This is a genomic window from Pseudothermotoga thermarum DSM 5069, from assembly GCF_000217815.1.
GTDB lineage: Bacteria > Thermotogota > Thermotogae > Thermotogales > DSM-5069 > Pseudothermotoga > Pseudothermotoga thermarum.
The window spans coordinates 410,282-426,235 of record NC_015707.1 but is presented as its reverse complement, the minus strand read 5'-3'; the positions used below and the strand labels follow the sequence as shown (position 1 = coordinate 426,235).

The 15,954-nt window shown below is 40.3% G+C and carries 18 protein-coding genes and 1 other RNA gene; 4 read left to right on the top strand and 15 right to left on the bottom strand.

Translation table 11 applies throughout. The features are described from left to right. Positions 1-21: 21 nt before the first annotated feature. The 11 genes from secF to THETH_RS10255 all read right to left on the bottom strand — a co-directional run bounded on the left by secF (position 22) and on the right by THETH_RS10255 (position 9,836). On the bottom strand, positions 22-918 hold the full coding sequence (gene secF, locus THETH_RS02160; protein ID WP_013931747.1) for a protein translocase subunit SecF: 897 nt from the start codon (positions 916-918) through the stop codon (positions 22-24). Further along, a complete protein-coding gene (gene secD / locus THETH_RS02155) occupies positions 915-2,342 on the bottom strand; it encodes a protein translocase subunit SecD (protein ID WP_013931746.1) in 1,428 nt (475 codons plus the stop codon). The genes secF and secD overlap by 4 nt, the downstream gene beginning before the upstream one ends. A 23-nt stretch (positions 2,343-2,365) precedes the next feature. After that, the gene (gene yajC, locus THETH_RS02150; RefSeq protein ID WP_013931745.1) at positions 2,366-2,752 is read right to left on the bottom strand and encodes a preprotein translocase subunit YajC; all 387 of its coding nucleotides are present in this window, start codon (positions 2,750-2,752) and stop codon (positions 2,366-2,368) included. Next, a complete protein-coding gene (locus THETH_RS02145; RefSeq protein ID WP_041446354.1) occupies positions 2,749-3,237 on the bottom strand; it encodes a putative holin in 489 nt (162 codons plus the stop codon). Before THETH_RS02145 ends, yajC begins: the two co-directional genes overlap by 4 nt. An 11-nt stretch (positions 3,238-3,248) precedes the next feature. Then, positions 3,249-4,388, bottom strand: a complete 1,140-nt coding sequence (locus THETH_RS02140; RefSeq protein ID WP_013931743.1) for an NAD(P)/FAD-dependent oxidoreductase — start codon at positions 4,386-4,388, stop codon at positions 3,249-3,251. After that, positions 4,385-6,178, bottom strand: coding sequence for an FAD-dependent oxidoreductase (locus THETH_RS02135; protein ID WP_013931742.1), 1,794 nt, complete (start codon positions 6,176-6,178; stop codon positions 4,385-4,387). The genes THETH_RS02140 and THETH_RS02135 overlap by 4 nt, the downstream gene beginning before the upstream one ends. Next, positions 6,175-6,492, bottom strand: a complete 318-nt coding sequence (locus tag THETH_RS02130; RefSeq protein ID WP_013931741.1) for a (2Fe-2S)-binding protein — start codon at positions 6,490-6,492, stop codon at positions 6,175-6,177. The genes THETH_RS02135 and THETH_RS02130 overlap by 4 nt, the downstream gene beginning before the upstream one ends. 11 nt (positions 6,493-6,503) lie before the next feature. After that, a complete protein-coding gene (gene lpdA / locus THETH_RS02125; protein WP_013931740.1) occupies positions 6,504-7,865 on the bottom strand; it encodes a dihydrolipoyl dehydrogenase in 1,362 nt (453 codons plus the stop codon). Positions 7,866-8,009: 144 nt separating this feature from the next. Further along, on the bottom strand, positions 8,010-8,216 hold the full coding sequence (locus tag THETH_RS10450) for a hypothetical protein (RefSeq protein WP_013931739.1): 207 nt from the start codon (positions 8,214-8,216) through the stop codon (positions 8,010-8,012). Between the two features lie 216 nt (positions 8,217-8,432). Continuing rightward, positions 8,433-8,735 (bottom strand): hypothetical protein, encoded by a 303-nt coding sequence (locus THETH_RS10445; RefSeq protein ID WP_013931738.1) that lies wholly within the window; start codon positions 8,733-8,735, stop codon positions 8,433-8,435. 192 nt (positions 8,736-8,927) lie between these two features. Beyond that, positions 8,928-9,836 carry an alpha/beta fold hydrolase gene (locus tag THETH_RS10255; RefSeq protein ID WP_013931736.1) on the bottom strand — a complete coding sequence of 303 codons (909 nt, stop codon included), beginning with the start codon at positions 9,834-9,836 and terminating at the stop codon, positions 8,928-8,930. A gap of 59 nt (positions 9,837-9,895) precedes the next feature. Between THETH_RS10255 and THETH_RS02110 the strand changes: the two genes are divergently transcribed. Then, entirely contained in the window at positions 9,896-10,372 is a 477-nt protein-coding gene (locus THETH_RS02110) for a methylglyoxal synthase (RefSeq protein WP_013931735.1), read from the top strand. Here the strand turns inward: THETH_RS02110 and THETH_RS02105 are convergent. The 4 genes from THETH_RS02105 to ffs all read right to left on the bottom strand — a co-directional run bounded on the left by THETH_RS02105 (position 10,356) and on the right by ffs (position 14,201). Next, positions 10,356-11,348, bottom strand: a complete 993-nt coding sequence (locus tag THETH_RS02105) for an SDR family oxidoreductase (RefSeq protein WP_013931734.1) — start codon at positions 11,346-11,348, stop codon at positions 10,356-10,358. The two genes, THETH_RS02110 and THETH_RS02105, sit on opposite strands and share 17 nt — an antisense overlap. A gap of 14 nt (positions 11,349-11,362) precedes the next feature. Continuing rightward, the gene (locus THETH_RS02100; protein WP_245530571.1) at positions 11,363-13,399 is read right to left on the bottom strand and encodes an efflux RND transporter permease subunit; all 2,037 of its coding nucleotides are present in this window, start codon (positions 13,397-13,399) and stop codon (positions 11,363-11,365) included. After that, on the bottom strand, positions 13,399-13,857 hold the full coding sequence (locus THETH_RS02095; protein WP_013931732.1) for a MarR family winged helix-turn-helix transcriptional regulator: 459 nt from the start codon (positions 13,855-13,857) through the stop codon (positions 13,399-13,401). The genes THETH_RS02100 and THETH_RS02095 overlap by 1 nt, the downstream gene beginning before the upstream one ends. Positions 13,858-13,936: 79 nt before the next feature. Continuing rightward, an RNA gene (gene ffs, locus THETH_RS10440) (signal recognition particle sRNA large type) lies at positions 13,937-14,201 on the bottom strand. 67 nt (positions 14,202-14,268) lie between these two features. On the opposite strand from ffs, the gene THETH_RS02090 reads away from it, so the two are divergent. Genes THETH_RS02090 through THETH_RS02080 form a run of 3 tightly spaced genes read left to right on the top strand, consistent with a single transcriptional unit; the run spans position 14,269 to position 15,954 of the window. Beyond that, the gene (locus THETH_RS02090; protein WP_013931731.1) at positions 14,269-14,883 is read left to right on the top strand and encodes a response regulator; all 615 of its coding nucleotides are present in this window, start codon (positions 14,269-14,271) and stop codon (positions 14,881-14,883) included. Then, positions 14,867-15,298: a potassium channel family protein gene (locus THETH_RS02085; protein ID WP_013931730.1), complete on the top strand. Its 432-nt coding sequence runs from the start codon at positions 14,867-14,869 to the stop codon at positions 15,296-15,298. The genes THETH_RS02090 and THETH_RS02085 overlap by 17 nt, the downstream gene beginning before the upstream one ends. Further along, positions 15,295-15,954 (top strand): NAD-binding protein, encoded by a 660-nt coding sequence (locus THETH_RS02080; RefSeq protein ID WP_013931729.1) that lies wholly within the window; start codon positions 15,295-15,297, stop codon positions 15,952-15,954. Before THETH_RS02085 ends, THETH_RS02080 begins: the two co-directional genes overlap by 4 nt.

Genomic DNA, 15,954 nt, shown 5'->3' with positions numbered 1-15,954 from the left:
CCCCTTTCCGGGGGCTTAGTGTTATCTTTGTTTTACCCAGTTAGCAACTAGCGGAGCAGCTACAAAAATTGAGGAATAAGTACCAACAACTACTCCAACGGTCATGCCGAAAGCAAAAGGTTTGATCGCATTGCCTGCGAACAAGAGCAAGACGAACACAACTATAAAAGTGGTCAAAGATGTGTTTATAGTCCTTCTTAAAACTTGCATCGTGCTTTGATTGATGATCTCAGAAATCGCTTTTCCCTTAAATTTTCTCATGTTTTCTCTGATCCTATCGTAAATTATTATGGTGTTGTTCAAAGAATATCCAATGAGCGTGAGTAGAGCAGCAACTGCTGGAACGTTGAGTTCATAGCTTGCAATTGAAAAGAATCCAAGGGTGATTAACACATCATGAGCCAATGCCGCCACTGCGCCGATTCCGAAAACAAAGCTAAACCTAAGAGAAATGTAAGCCAAAATGGCAACTAGAGTTATCAATATCGCACGCCAAGTTAGACCTCTGATTTCTTGTGCGGCAAATCCACTGGTTTCGTTGAAAGAAACAATTGTTCCCTTTATGTTTCTAGCCAACAATTTTTCCTCAATTTGCTTTTGAAGATCTGCCTTTTCCTCGGCTTCAAAAATAAACGGTAAAGTTATCGAAAATTTTTCGACGTTTTCAGCTTCTCCGACTGCTCTAATTTTTGTCACCCTAGCAGCTGAAAGTTTTGGAGAAATTTCTGTTAGCGATGATCTAACATCCGATTCTGAGAAATTTTTCTGCTCAACCCTTAAGATTATTTCCGAACCACCCAAAAATTCAACCCCAAGTCTAAAACCCTTCGTGAAAATGGACAACAAGGAAACAACTATCAAAACAACGGATATTCCTATGAAGATTTTTCTCTTTCCAACAAAATCAAAGTACTTCACGACTTTGCTCCCTCCCCTTCAACGGCTGGTTTGCGTATGAAAGAACTGAGAGCATCGGTTAAAACCCTCGATAGAACTATGTTTACAAAAAAGCTTCCTATTACTCCTATTATCAGCGTGATTGCAAATCCTTTAACCGTTCCTGTACCAAAGTAGTACAGAACCAAACCAGCTATTATGGTGGTTAAGTTGGCGTCGAACAAAGTTATGAAGGATCTCTCAAAAGCAGTTGCAATGGCCGCTTTGATTGATTTTCCTAACCTCAACTCTTCTTTTATCCTCTCTATGATTATTATGTTCCCATCAACGGTTGTTCCAATTGTAAAGAGTATTCCAGCTATACCTGGCAAGGTTAGGATGGAACCTGTTGCAGCCAAAATGCCAAGCAACAATATCGTGTTGTAGATCAAGGCTATGTCGGCTATGATACCTTGTACACCATAGAATGCGACCATATAGATCAGCACAAGGATTAAACCAACTATTCCAGCGATAAAAGAAGCTCTTATTATGTCTGAACCTAAAAGTGGAGCAACCCATCCGGCAGAAACCTTTTCCAACCTCGCAGGTAAAGCACCGCTTCTCAATATCGCCGCCAATCTTCTTGCCTCTTCAAGAGAAAAGTTCCCAGTAATCTCTGCTTTTCCATCTGGTATCACTGAAACAACGTAACCTGCGAATTGAACGACATCGTCAAGTACTATTGCCAATCTTTTTTCTGCGGCTGCCGGAGTTCCAATGGCGGCTTCAGAAACAACAAGTTGCTGAGTTATTCTTTTGAAAATTTCCGCATCCTCTTTCGACAACTCAAATGTGACCTTGTAACCAAATCTTCCAACGCGTGTTTCTGGAACAGGGCTTGCAGACACAATTCTTGGAGAAACAAGTTTTAAATCCCTGATAAGCATAATTTCTTCTCGCACAAGGTACCATTTGTTACCTTCTCTAGCTGGTAGCCAAGTTGCCCTCTTTATCCTCGCTAGATCTTTCAACCTTGGATCAGTTTCTGGGTTTACATTCGTTTCGTCAAGAACCTGTGCAAAGTACAAAACACCGGTTGAACCAATTAACTTTTCAGCTGCAGTGGTATCGTTAACCCCTGGTATCTCGACAACTATAAAAGCGTTGTTTTCCCTGAAAACTTTTCTAAGAGTCGCTTCGGTGTAACCAGCGGAATCCAACCTGTTTCTCAAAACCATCAGCACGTTGTCCACCACATCGGCAGGATTTTCGACGTTTTCCTTTATGTCAACTCGATATTCAAGTCGAGCACCACCTCTTATATCAAGCCCCAGTTTGATCCTCTGAAAAACAGCCGCGAATCCTTTATAAGTTCTTTCTTTCGTCGGCCAAAGCAATGAAAGTAAGGCAAGAAAAATTACCGCTATCACCACAACCAATCTTATTCGATCAGACTTTGACATTTGCTTCCCTCCTTAGCCGAGCTTTATTTTTTATCTTCTTTTGAGCTGTCTCCTTCCTCAAATTCCTTGGTTTCCTCTTCTTTCTCTTTCAAAACCGTTGCAATGGCTCTTTTGGTTATCTCAAGCTCTGTCGTCATGGCTGTCTTGATCTTCACAGTATCTTTTCTGATATCAACAACTTTTCCGACGATTCCACCGACTGTTATGACAACATCTCCACGTTTTAAGTTGCTGATCATCTCTCTAAACTGCTTTTCCCTTCTTCTCTGTGGAAGAATGATTAAAAAATAAAACATGGCAAAAAGAAGAATAAGCAGTACAAAGAAGCTGAAAGTACTTCCTGTGCCAGTTGCCGTTGAAGTGCCCGACGTACCTGTTGCTCCTGGAGCAGCACTGTAGACTATGTTCATACCTCTCTACCTCCTTTTGGTTTCTTGAACGATTTTACCAGAATTTTCCAAAAAACAGGTACTACTGTTAGTAACAACATCAAGTTGAGAAAATCAAGTAAAAAGTTTGAGAAAGAAAAAACCCCTTTCCAAAGCGTTAAAATTAGTTCTACAACCTTGATGATCACAAAGCAACAAATCAAAGAAATCAGCAAACGATTTGTCTTTTTAAAAGTAAAGCCAACAAAGAGTCCAAAAATGGCAAGTTTAACGGCAAGCAAAAAACTGCCCAAACCAATCAACCATTCTTTTGCCACATCGGAAATTATCACAGTCAAAAAACCAACAACAGACGACAAAAACGGGCCGTGCAAGGCTGCACAAAGTGAAGTGAAAATGAAAGCCGGTTTAACAACCTCTTGAAGGATTAAAAGCCTAGATATACCGACCAAGTACTCAAACCCAACACCGAGCGATACCCAAATGACTGCGTAGAATAAGTCCAACATAATTCCACCTAAACGACATTTCTTTCTCTGACAACAGTTTTTTCAAATCTATCCAAGTTTAACTCAGACAAATCAACATGCAAAGTTTTTCCGTAAGCTATCAATTCCGCTATCGCTTCACCAACGGCTGGTGCGAGCATAAAACCATGTCCACTGAAACCAACCGCATAATAAAAGTTCTTCACCGTTGTAGATTCACCGATTATTGGTTGAGCATCCGGTGACATGTTGTAATGACCAGACCAGTGTCTAACTATTCTAACATTTCTCAAAAATGGGAAAATTCTGGTCATTTTTTTGCACATTTCCTCTACAAATTCAAAAGTGACATTGTAATTCAACCCCGGCTTTTCGTTTGGATCTCCCTGTCCCATTATGAATTGTCCATGTTTGGTTTGACGCATGTAAAAGTTCCCTGAAAAACTTATTGCCATCGGGTCGAAAAAGTTTTTGACCGGTTCTGTAACCATAATTTGATGTCTATAACTTTCAGTGGGAAGATCTACTCCAACCATCGAAGCAATTTCCCTCGAATGTGGACCAGCAGCGTTGACGACTATTTGAGCCGTTACTTTTCCTTTAGTTGTGTGAAGCACAAATTCGTAATCTTTGACTTCTATTCCCCACACCTCGGTGTGGGTGAAAATCTCCACCCCAAGTTTTCTAGCAGATTTTGCATAAGCAAAATTCACCAAGTGCGGATTTGCATGCCCGTCTGTTTGACAAAATGTGGCAAGTACTACTCCAGATAAATCGATGTAAGGATATCTTTCCTTGACTTTTTTCACAGACAATATTTCCACATCAAGTCCTAGTTCACGTTGCATCTCTACGTTCTTTTCAAATTGCTCTGCTTCTTCCTCGCTGTAAGAAAGGATCAAATATCCTCCCTGCTTGTATTCAACATCCATGCCAGTCTCCGATTCGAGTTTTTCAAAAAGTTTTACGCTCCTCATCGCAAGTAAAACGTTGTGGGGAGAACTCCACTGCTGACGTATTCCCCCAGCACATCGACCGGTTGAACCAGAGCTTATGTAGCTTTTATCAAAAACTACAACATCGTTAATTCCAAGTTTTGCCAAGTGGTACGCAACAGAACAACCGACAACCCCAGCACCTATTACGGCTACTTTGTAGCTATTCTTCATTCTTCCCCACCTCGCGCTATGGATTCCATCTTAACTGGCATCACAGGTGGCCTAAAGGAAGGTTGAAAGTTTTCCAGAACAGGTTTCTTCGCTTTCCTTGCCAAAATGCTTAGCACAATCGATCTACACGTCCTACCACCACACGGTCCCATACCCAACCTAAGGTATCTTCTAAGTTCTTCATAATCGGTATAGCCTTCTTCTATGGCTTTTTCTATTTGCTCTTCCGTAATTTCCTCGCAGCGGCAAACAATTTTTTCCTCCACCTTCTTGAGTTTGAAACTTCTCACCTTTTGCCCATAATCTGCCGGAACAGATATGTAAACTATGTTTGTCTTTACCTTCGTTTTCACAACTCCAACAACTGTTGCATCGCATATTTCTTTTCCTTCTTCATCCAGTGCAACAACTTGCCAGCCTTTTTCCGGCACTGGTAAAAATTCGTAAGGAATACCCACAAGATCGTATCCTGGTTCATAATTTTCCTGAACCATGAATATCGCCAAGCCTGGGCATTTCACAACGCATATACCACATCCATTGCATTTGGAGTAGTCTATCAACGGTAGGCTGTTTATATTATCTGGCACTTTAATGGCACCCTTGGGACAAGATGTTGCACAAGGGTTACATGGGATGTTTTCAAAGCATTCGATTATTGGTCTTAACTTTCCAACTGGACCAAGATCAGTTTGCTTTTCCTTGGAATAAGGCAAAACTTGCTGTTGATAAAATCTTTGAAGACCTTTCCTCACCTTATCTGAGAACGGACCAGATCTAAATTCAACAAGTTCTCTCTGCAAGTTTTTCAGTTCTTCATCAACGTCTACGCCACGAACTTCCTTTGCAACAACAAGACCAACGATTCTTCCTTCAATCATCGCAGTAGTTGCCTCTTCTATTCCAGCAAGATCACCTGCGACAAAAATATTCGGAACGTTGGTCCTCATATATTCATCTCTGTATGGCACAAAACCTCCAAGTTCTGGAACGTACTCTATTTTCACACCAGCCATTGCGGCCAACTCAACACTCGGTTGTAAACCAACAGCTATGCATATTGTGTCGACGGCAAACTCTTTTTCGGTACCAGGTATAGGTTCAAAATTTTCGTTTACTGCGACTACTATTGCTCCTTCCACTCTCTCTGTACCTATGGCCTTTTTTATGGTGTGCCTTAACAGTATTGGAACACCAAGCCTTTTTACCTTTCTTGCATGAACATCGTATCCACCGACTTTATCTGCGATCTCAACGATCGCGACAACTTCCGCCCCCGCTTGCAAAAGCTGGTAAGAAACGATTAGTCCTATGTTTCCAGATCCAACCATCAACACCCTTTTCCCGGGAAGGACTTTGAATTGGTTCATCAAAGTTTGAACAGCACCTGCTCCGTACACACCTGGCAAATGGTTGTTCTCAAAAGCGATAAATCTTTCGCTGGCGCCAGTGGCAAGCAAAATGTATCTTGGTTTAATTTTAAAAACCACATCTTCCTGCCGATCGTAGGCTGCCACAACATCTTCATATATTCCTATCACCGTAGTCATTTTCTTTACGGTTACATTCTCGTTCAACTGGGATATGAGTTTTTCAGCTATTTCATAACCTCGAACAGACGCGTAAAAACCCTCATGCCCAAAAAATTTGTGAGTTTGCTTGACAAGCTGTCCACCGAGCTGAACGCCTTCATCAACAATGAGAACCTTGACTTCTCTTTTGGCGGCCTCAACTGCTGCGCTTAATCCGGCTGGTCCTCCGCCAACCACAAGCAAATCCGTCGTTATCACAAAACCTCACCCCTGCCGTATTGCCTTTGGATTTTCATACCATCTTTCACGGGTGTGATACACGTTCTGACGTTTGGAACACCGTCGACTATCATCAAGCAAGAGGAACATTTGCCTATGGCACAGTAAAAACCTCGCGGACGCCCATTTTCAGTGTATCCAAAGACATCTATTCCGTTCGCAACGAGCGCAGAGGCTATGGTTTCACCTTCAAAAGCTTCTAGTTCTTTACCTTCGAAGTAAATTTTCACCTTTCTTTTTTCTTCGATTTCCAATATCGGATGGGATGACATACGCCTGACCAATTTTCCCACCTCGCTGGTTTTCAAAGATGGATTGGCTTTTCAACGATTCCTTCCAACGCTCCAAGTATGGATTCTGCCAAAGTTGGATGCGGGTGGATGGACTGCTCAAGTTGATGAGCGTTCAACTTGTTTTTCACTGCTACAACTCCTTCCATTATCATTTCCGTCGCGTTTGGACCAACTATGGTCATCCCAAGTATTGTTAAAGAATCTTTATCCGCAATCACTTTTACAAATCCTTCGCGTTCAAGCATTGTTCTTGCCCTACCATTTGCGCTGAATGGGAACGAGAAGACCTTAACCTTTTCTGGATCAACATCCTTTTCCTTCAAACCAACACTTGCTATCTCTGGGTTGGAAAAGATCACACTTGGAACCGCGGAATAATCCATCCTTACTTCTTCCCCGCAAATATTCTTTGCGGCAACAACTGCTTCGTACATGGCAACATGCGCAAGCATGATTTGTCCTTTGACGTCTCCTATAGCATAAACATTTGGTATGCTGGTTTTCATTCTATCGTCAGTTTTTATACCTTTTTCAATCGTTAATCCGAGGGCTTTTACACTTTCAGGAATGAACGGTTTTCTTCCAACTGCTACAATCACCTTTTCCGCAGCCTTTTCAACTTGACCATTTTTTGTTTCTATTTTGCACAGATAACCGTCTTTTGTGATCTCAACCGCCGTAACTTTTGATTGTTCGTATATTTCAACTCCTCTTCTTTTAAGAACTTTTGCGACAACTTCTGCCGCTTCCTTTTCTTCCGTGGGAAGTATGTGCGGCATCAACTCAACGATGGCCACCGGAACTCTTAAAGCTGAAAAGAAGGTTGCAAGCTCTATCCCTATAACTCCGCCTCCAACTATCAAAACGCTCTTTGGAAGTTCGTTCATTTTGAAAACATCATCACTTGTCCAAATACCAGGAACCTCGTTAAAAGGTGGTACAATTGTTGGAGTAGATCCAGTGGCTATGACAAGATTCCTTGCCTCAAAAATCTTATCCGCAGCCTTGACTTGATTTGGCGAAAGAACGACCGCTTCTTTGAAAACCACTTCAACACCGTTTTTCTTCAACAGATACTCGATTCCCTTTTGTGACATCTGAACAACTTTTCTCATGTGGGACATAATCGTTGGAAAGTCAAACGAAACCTTTTCAACGTTGATGCCAAGCTGCGTTGATTTTTCCATTATTTCCGAATACAAATGCGCGCTGGTAAGCAAAGCCTTTGTTGGAATGCAACCTACGTTTGTGCAAGTTCCACCTAAAAAGTTTTTTTCAAACAAGACTACTTTTTTACCATGCTGGGCAAGCTTTATCGCCGCCACATAACCTCCTGGACCTGCTCCAATCACGGCAACATCGTACGTCGACATTGACCTAACCACCTCCAGCAATATTTTGTCAATCAAAAAGACCCAATAAATATCCTAGCATTTTTCAGCAAAATTTGGTATTTTTGCAACTTTATTTACCCGTTTCCATCTTTACTATTGTAGATATTTTGAGTTTAGTCTCATTTATGCATTAAGCGGACCTGTCAACTTAAGAAGGAAAACTGCACTAATAAGAAATGGAAATAGCCACTTAACTATGTCCTCATCCCTCCTCTTGTACCATAACCTGCTTATGTTAAAACGCCTCAGCCTATACCTTGTTATCCCTATCACACTCTCAACAAGACTTCTTTCCCCAAACCTCTCATGCTCGTGTTCCCAATATCCCATATTCTTTTTTCTCGCTTCCCAGTACCATGGCCGGGAGTTCGGATAATTTTGTGTCCGATTCTTGCTGGCAATATGAAACTATGATCAAAAATACCTCGCAACAACCGTCTTGTTATTCACTCTCAGTTCCTTAACAGTGACACAGGTTTCCTTGATTAAACTGAAAGAATATCTTTCTCAAAATCATTTCCATTGACAAAAATAAGTCTGAAGACATCAAAAAGCCGCAATAGAAAAGGGAAAACTATACCTTTTCAACCCATTCCCAGACACAAAATTCACCCTAAGTCTCACCATGGCCATTGCTTTGCCTTTCTCTCGTGTCTTACTGACCAACGCATAGATCACTTTCTTCCTCTTAACCTCATTTATGTTCACCTTCATCTCGTCTATAGCTACTACTGCATTGCCTTCTATCTTCTCAGCATTCATCCTTGCCCACCATTTCCTCAAGGCTTCATGACTGACTCCAATTATGGCTGCTGCCTTCCTTAATGCAAGTTCATACTTCCGCCTCATGTGGAACTCTTTGTCTTTGAAAAAGGTTTGGTATAATTTGGTATAGGTACTCGGTGATATTTGTTGTTGTAACTTTCATCTTTACGGGAACCTCCTTTCGGTGAGAAGAGTTGGTTTTTGTTTATTTTATCGTATTCCCCAGCTTAAGTTGACACCTCCTTGATATTAGCTGCTTTGAATGAAAAAAGTCGTTTATTCTTCAAGCAAAAAGCTTCTAACCGAATTTGCAAACTGCTCCGGTTTGTCTATGAACGGTAAATGTCCTGCCTCGTTTATTACGAGTAACTTTGAATTTTTGATTTTTTCCAAAAACCACAGAGCGTTTTCAAGTGGAACTAAAAAATCTCGATCTCCCCATATGATTAAAGTTGGTGTTGTGATTTGCTCTATTTTTTGAATCAAAAGCTGTGTATCTGAATTTTTTGCCAGATTTTCTATTACCTTGTGAGGAGTTCGATACATCAAAGAATAATTTTTAAGAAAATACTCTTCATCGAAGTTTTCTTTAACAACCAGCATATCAAGCCAGGTTTTCTTGAGAAACCAATAGTTGAAGAAAACAAGCCTGGCAAAAATTTGAAAGAAAGGGATACCAAGCAAATTTGGGTAAGAAGTTGACTCTTCGACTTTTCCGGTACTGTTGACCAATATCAACTTTTTCACGGTACTCGGCTTATCCAAAGCAACCCACATCGCCACTTCTCCACCCATTGAATGTCCTAGGACTGAACAACTGGAAAATCCGAGTTTATCGACTAAGCTGGAAACAACGCTGGCAAGATATCTTTTAGAAAGGGGTTTTAAAGGATCTTTCTCTGACAGCCCAAAACCAGGTAGATCAATTGCCACAACAGTGAAATCTTTGGAAAGCTTTTCAAAGATAACCTCAAAATTGCTTGAATTGCCCATAAAGCCGTGAATCAAAACAAGCAGTTCACCTTGTCCTATCCTTCGATAGGCAATTTTTATTCCATCCACAATTTCGAAAGAGTAAACACTTCGATCGAGCTTTTTGTTACCATATTTTGCAATTAAAACATCACAGTCAAAAAGCTTTGTTTCAACTAAAGCGATTATTAAAAGTAACAAGAATTTTTTCACTTTTTCTCACCTTCCTTTTTAAAAATTTGGTTTGATATTCTTATGGGAGGTGTTGTTGAATGGGAAAAACTGTTAAAATGTCTTCCAAAAAAAGGATAGCATTAATCGCTCACGACAGAATGAAGAAAGATTTGGCTGAGTGGGTGCTTTTCAACAAAGGAACATTGTCGAAGCATGAGCTTTTTGCCACTGGAACAACCGGAGCAATGATAGAGGAAATAACCGGTTTGAAAGTGACAAAGTTTAAAAGTGGTCCACTTGGTGGAGATCAGCAGATAGGCGCAAAGATTGCTGAAGGCGAGATAGATATTTTGATCTTCTTTTGGGATCCACTGGAGCCTCTCGCTCACGATGTTGACATCAAGGCTTTGATAAGACTTGCAACAGTTTACAACATACCTGTGGCGATAAACAGATCAACAGCGGATTTTTTGATATCCTCTCCTTTGATGCACGGAGAGTACGAGAAAATACAACCCGATTACGAAACACAACTTTCAAGAAGGATTCAACAAGTTATCAGCGAGAGCGAGTGACAACGTAACCGTTTTCAGCGAACCAATCAACAGCATCTTTTAAAGATTCAAAGACTGGCATCGGCGAAAAGTCAAGTTTTTGACGTGCCTTCTGGTTTGAATAAATGTATCCTCTGCTTAAAGCAAAAACGCTGTAAAAGGTTAGCAACGGTTTTTGGTTTTTAAGTTTGTAATAGGGAATCGCTGCCATTGCAACCAGGTAAGCCGTCCAGTTTGGCAAGAATATTACTCTTGGTTTCTTACCAACTATTCTTTCAAGCATCTCTATGAGTGCCCTTATGGTTACATATTCGCCGCTTAAGATAAATTTCTCGCCACGATCGGCTTTTTCTAAAGCCAAGATCATGGCTTTAGCTACATCACGAACATCCACAAAGTCAAATCCTCCACCAACTGCTAATTTCAACATTCCACCACAAAAGTAAACGATCAAAGAACCCATTTCGGATAAACGCCAATCGTATGGTCCTATTATGCCTGTTGGAAAGATTAAAACGGCATCAAATCCTTCTTTTACGGCTTTCAAAACTTCCTGCGTTGCCATCGCTTTGGATTTTGCATAATGGCCGGTTACAAGCTTGGGATCGATTGGAACGTTCTCATCGATAAGTGAACCTTTTGCCAATTCGGCAAAGGCATGCACTGAACTTACATACAACATTCTCGAAACCCGATTTTTCATGCAAGCACGCAAAACATTTTTAGTTCCTTCAACATTAACTTCGTACACAAGTTTGCTTTTTCCAAAAATTGAAATCACGGCTGCCAAGTGATAAACTACTTCTACATTTTTACACGCTTTGTTGACGGCTTCAAAATCCCTCACATCGCCCCTTACAATTTCCACGTTTAAATCTTCCAAAGGTTTCAAATCTTCATTTGGAAGAACCAGAACCCGGACCTTTTTGTTCGAAACAACCAGCAACCTCACAAGCACGTTCCCCAGATGCCCTGTTGCACCCGTAACCAAAATCATCAGAAAATCACCTCTCAAGATTGTTTTTTCATAATAAGTACTTTTTGCAAAATCATAGGTTGAGAGAAAATCGTGAACAAACAGCCAAAAGCTATACCAAGGCAAAGCAAAACAGAAACATTTCTAAAAAGCGCAAGTTTTGAGAAAAACAACACAGTAAAACCTGCTATCAAACCAAGTGCGTTTGTAAAAATAGGTAGCGCAATATTTCTAATCGTTTGATCGATATCCTCAGTCATGCGAAGATCGTGTGCTAGATGAATGGAATAATCAACCACCAATCCAATCAAAATGCTCGCCACCATAGATGTAGAAATTTCTAGTCGAACCTTTAACAAAGACATGAATGCAAAATTCATCAAAGCCGTTGCAAAAATTGGAACAAGAATTGTCCAAGATAAAACAAATTTTCTGAAAGCTGCCAAAACCGCGACAAATATGAAGATCAAACTCACGAACAAAGTTTCAAGCTGGTTTTTAACAATTTGTGAATTTATTTCCTCAACAACAAACGCAACACTCGCTAAAGTGTAAGAATACTCGTAATCTTTCAAAATCTTTTCAATTTCGCTTTTAAGTTGCAACGATTTTGTGTAACCCTCAGGTGTCATGTTCACAACCAACCTAATGGTTCGATTGTCTGCAACGAAGAAAGAAACAGCTGGTTGAAACCTTCTGGCAATTATCAAAGATGGTAGTGAGAAAGAAGTTGGAAATTGAACCGAAGAAACTCCGTTCAATTTGTTCAGTTTATCGATTATTTCTAAAACTGTTTCTCCATCTTTTAAATTGAAAGGAGAAGATTTTTCCAACATCACATAAATCGGCTCTCTGTAAGAAAAATAGTTTCTTAGAATTTCCGTTGCCCTTCGAATTTCACTTTTTTTGTCGAAGTACATGACCTGGTCCATACCAACGAGAATGTTCTTCAAAAGCAAAGGACTTGAGATCGCTGCAAGCAAAACCAAGACAAAAATTGCCATACCAATCTTTCTTGAACTTATCTTCAAAAATATTGGGGGTTTTACAATTTCTTGAGCTGTCTTACTCAAAAGTTCATAACCACTGGTAAAAAGAAGGATAAAATCCACGGCTAACCCCGAGGAAACAAGCATTCCAAGTTCTCTAAAAGCTTGTATTTTTACAAAAAGAAAAGACAGAAAACCTATTGCGGTTGTAACCATTGAATAGAAAATAGGTCTGAACATGTGCTTTCTGACGTCTTTTTTAAATCTCAGCACACCGTTGTAGAAATGTAAACCATAGGCCGAGCCGATGATTATTAAAAACGAAACAGACATGACAGTCATAACATTCAAAACCATTCCAAAACTCAAAGCAACCGCTAAAACTACAACTATCGAGATAACAGGATAACACAGCGCTATCAAAGAGGCAACAAAAGAACGAGTTTGGAAATAGAAAATGATGAATATGACGAAGAACATGATCGTCGGATAAATGGAAGATTGCCTTAAAATTTCTTGGAACAGGTGATAATTGATCACGGATTCACCAAAAAGCAAAGGTGAAAATTCACCGTAGTCCGACAAAACTTTTTTAATCTCCCTTATAACTTGTGGATTGAATTTTAGATCCTTATTTGCTTTGAGTACACAGCTTAAAACAACGTATTTTCCATCGGAAGATATGAAATTTTTCGATTCTTCATCAAACAATATTTCTTTGCTCAAACTTTGCCCATCGAAGTATGGCTTTTTAAATGGGTAATTCAAAACACTCAAAATGCTTTTTACGCCTTCCAAGCTCAACAATTTATTTTGAAGCTCAGACAGCTTCAATATTTTCTTCTCATCGAAAAAAGTGTCTTTGGAATACAAGACAACAAGAAGCTGAGCTCCGTCTGAAAATTTTTCAGAAACCTCGACCAACGCCTTGACATACTCACTTTTGACTTTTTCAAAGCTTTGACCGTACTTGTATCCAGGCAAAAAAACCAGATAGCTTGAATCTATCTTTATCTTGCTTACAACAACGAACGCGCAAATTGCAAATAAAGCTAAAGTTATCAACGTGTACTTGTACCGCATCACACCAGCTCACCACCTAAATCGCTTTGCGAAAAGTTTTTGAAAAAATTTACCAAACGAGTAAAACCATCAGATATCACTTTCAAATCATCCGGTGGTAGGGATGATATCACACGTTGGATTAATTTTGAAAGCTGCTCGACAATCTGATGACAAATCTGCTCACCTTTTGAGGTTAACTTAACTAAAAGAACTCTTCTATCATCATCCGATCTTTCTCTTTCGACAAAGCCCTTCTTTTCAAGAGAATCTATCACAAGGGTAATATTTGACTTAGTCATAGCAAATTCGCTTGCAATGTCGCTCATCTTTTTTGGCTTTTTGAAGAAAAGGTAGAGTAAAACGTAAAGCTCCATGCTGCCAATACTTGCTGCTTCTGCGTTGAAAACCATGCGTTTCGAAAAAGCCAAAACTAAATCAAAGATGCTCGTCAAAATTTCTCTTGAATTTACATCCATTACTCATCACCCCAAGGATTATATAGTTAAGTTTTTTAACTGTCAAGTTTCTTAACTATTTTGGGTTTTAAAAATGGTGCCACGAACCCACCGTCGACAAACCTAAACCGGGGCATATTCGTGCCTCCAGCTCCAGCCAGGCACTCCTGCGGCACACGGTGCAACCGCTTATGGCTGCTTCCTTCCGGACCTGACCAGGTTCACGGCGCACCGTTGCACAGGACCCAGCCTTCATCGCCTTCGGCACGAACTGTTTCCCGACATAGGCCGCCTCGGGTGGGAGTTCGGCCCCGCGTATGGCGGATTTCGGGTACAGGGGACCGCCAGCCCCCCGCCTATCGTGGCACCGATAGTTATTATACACCAACTTGATTTTTTATGGTAAACTATCATGCATAGAGGGATGACAACATGGCTAACATACTGGTTGTCGACGATGAAAGGAATGTTCGAGTTCTTATAAAAAGAATATTGGAAGAGCAAGGACATCACGTGTTGACTGTTGCCACAGGTGAGGAAGCTTTGGTAGAACTTAAAAAGAACAGCTACGACCTTTTAATATTGGACCTAAAACTTCCTGGCATATCCGGTGTAGAACTTTTGAAGAGGATGACCAACGAAGGACTTTCATTACCGACGTTGATAGTTTCTGCCATAACGAATGCTGCACCAATCGTGGAAGCGATGAAATATGGTGCCTGCGATTACCTTTCTAAACCTTTTCCCTCACAAGACCTTATCAAAAAGGTTGATGAACTTCTTCGCAAAGATGAAATAACATATGAGAAACTTGTTCGCAGGATAGAGGAAAAACTGTCTCACGGAAGATACGATGTTGCGGAAAAAATGGCAAGAAATCTTTTTGCAATACATCCATCTGCTGAGTCTCATTACATTTATGCCATGGTTTTAAAAAAGATGGGAAACGATGAGCTTGCATACAAACATTTAAAAGCAGCTTTAGCGTTGGATCCAAATCACAAAAAAGCCCTTGAGGAGATATCAAGTTATGAGCAGGAAAACTGAGAGTTTGTACATCATATTGGTTGGATGTGGAAAGATAGGTTCTATCGTAGCCTCACGTTTGTCGGCCATGGGTCACAACGTTGTGGTGATTGACCGCAACGAAAAAGCTTTTGAAAGACTCTCAGAAGAGTTCACTGGATTTAAAATCTTTGGAGATGGTACGGAAGTTTCAAACTTAAGAGAGACAAGGATTGAACACGCAGATGTCGTGATTGCTGCAACTGATGATGACAACACGAATTTCATGATTGCAGCGATAGCAAAGCAATACTTTGGTGTACCCTTGGTGATATCCCTTGTCAACGATCCTTATAACGAGGAAATTTTCAGGCAATTCGAAATTCAAATAATTTCTCCAACCTCTTTATCTGCGGAAGGAATATTGAATAAAATTACATCGGAGGGAAGGCATTGAAAACCGTAATAATCGGTGGTCATAGAATAGCTTATTATCTTGCAAGAATGATGATATCCAAAGGATCGCATGTGTACTTGATAAACAAAGATCCAGACGTTTGTAGAGAACTTGCAAGAAGGTTATCGGCAATAGTCATACAAGGGGATGGTAGTAAAAAAGAAATCCTTGATCAAATAGAATTGTCTCCAGAAGATATCGTTGTGGTTCTGACAAACACCGATAAGGATAACTTGATCATCTCGCAAATGGTAAGGAAATATTACGGTGTTGAAAAAATCGTTACAATGGTCAACGATCCTGACAACGTGGAAATCTTTCGAAAATTAGGTGTAAAAGCAGCCATCAGTCCAACAAATTTGCTTATTACGACGATACAATCTTTGCTTTTTTCTGAGGAAATTGAAAACTTGCTTTTGATGGAAGAGGGAAAGGTGGTCCTTCTGCGTTTAGAAATACCAGAAACTTCCCCTTCGGCCTACAAAAGTTTGAAGGAAATTCCACTTCCAAGCGAGAGCATTCTTGGTGGAATTGTAAGAAAAGATGATTTTATCATCCCAAGGGGGGATACGCAACTTTTGCCAGGTGATAGGATTTTCGTTATATGCGAACCAAGTGTTCAAACAAGAGTGATAAAAATCCTAGTTGGTGAATGA

Excerpts from the sequence above, each read along its gene's own strand:
- secD (WP_013931746.1), bottom strand. The coding sequence starts at position 2,342 with ATGTCAAAGTCTGATCGAATAAGATTGGTTGTGGTGATAGCGGTAATT.
- THETH_RS02140 (WP_013931743.1), bottom strand. The coding sequence starts at position 4,388 with ATGAAGAATAGCTACAAAGTAGCCGTAATAGGTGCTGGGGTTGTCGGT.
- THETH_RS02095 (WP_013931732.1), bottom strand. The coding sequence starts at position 13,857 with ATGGATGTAAATTCAAGAGAAATTTTGACGAGCATCTTTGATTTAGTT.
- THETH_RS02110 (WP_013931735.1), top strand. The coding sequence starts at position 9,896 with ATGGGAAAAACTGTTAAAATGTCTTCCAAAAAAAGGATAGCATTAATC.
- THETH_RS10445 (WP_013931738.1), bottom strand. The coding sequence starts at position 8,735 with ATGAGGCGGAAGTATGAACTTGCATTAAGGAAGGCAGCAGCCATAATT.
- THETH_RS10450 (WP_013931739.1), bottom strand. The coding sequence starts at position 8,216 with ATGGGATATTGGGAACACGAGCATGAGAGGTTTGGGGAAAGAAGTCTT.
- yajC (WP_013931745.1), bottom strand. The coding sequence starts at position 2,752 with ATGAACATAGTCTACAGTGCTGCTCCAGGAGCAACAGGTACGTCGGGC.
- lpdA (WP_013931740.1), bottom strand. The coding sequence starts at position 7,865 with ATGTCGACGTACGATGTTGCCGTGATTGGAGCAGGTCCAGGAGGTTAT.
- THETH_RS02085 (WP_013931730.1), top strand. The coding sequence starts at position 14,867 with ATGAGCAGGAAAACTGAGAGTTTGTACATCATATTGGTTGGATGTGGA.
- THETH_RS02105 (WP_013931734.1), bottom strand. The coding sequence starts at position 11,348 with ATGATTTTGGTTACGGGTGCAACAGGGCATCTGGGGAACGTGCTTGTG.
- THETH_RS02090 (WP_013931731.1), top strand. The coding sequence starts at position 14,269 with ATGGCTAACATACTGGTTGTCGACGATGAAAGGAATGTTCGAGTTCTT.
- THETH_RS02100 (WP_245530571.1), bottom strand. The coding sequence starts at position 13,399 with ATGCGGTACAAGTACACGTTGATAACTTTAGCTTTATTTGCAATTTGC.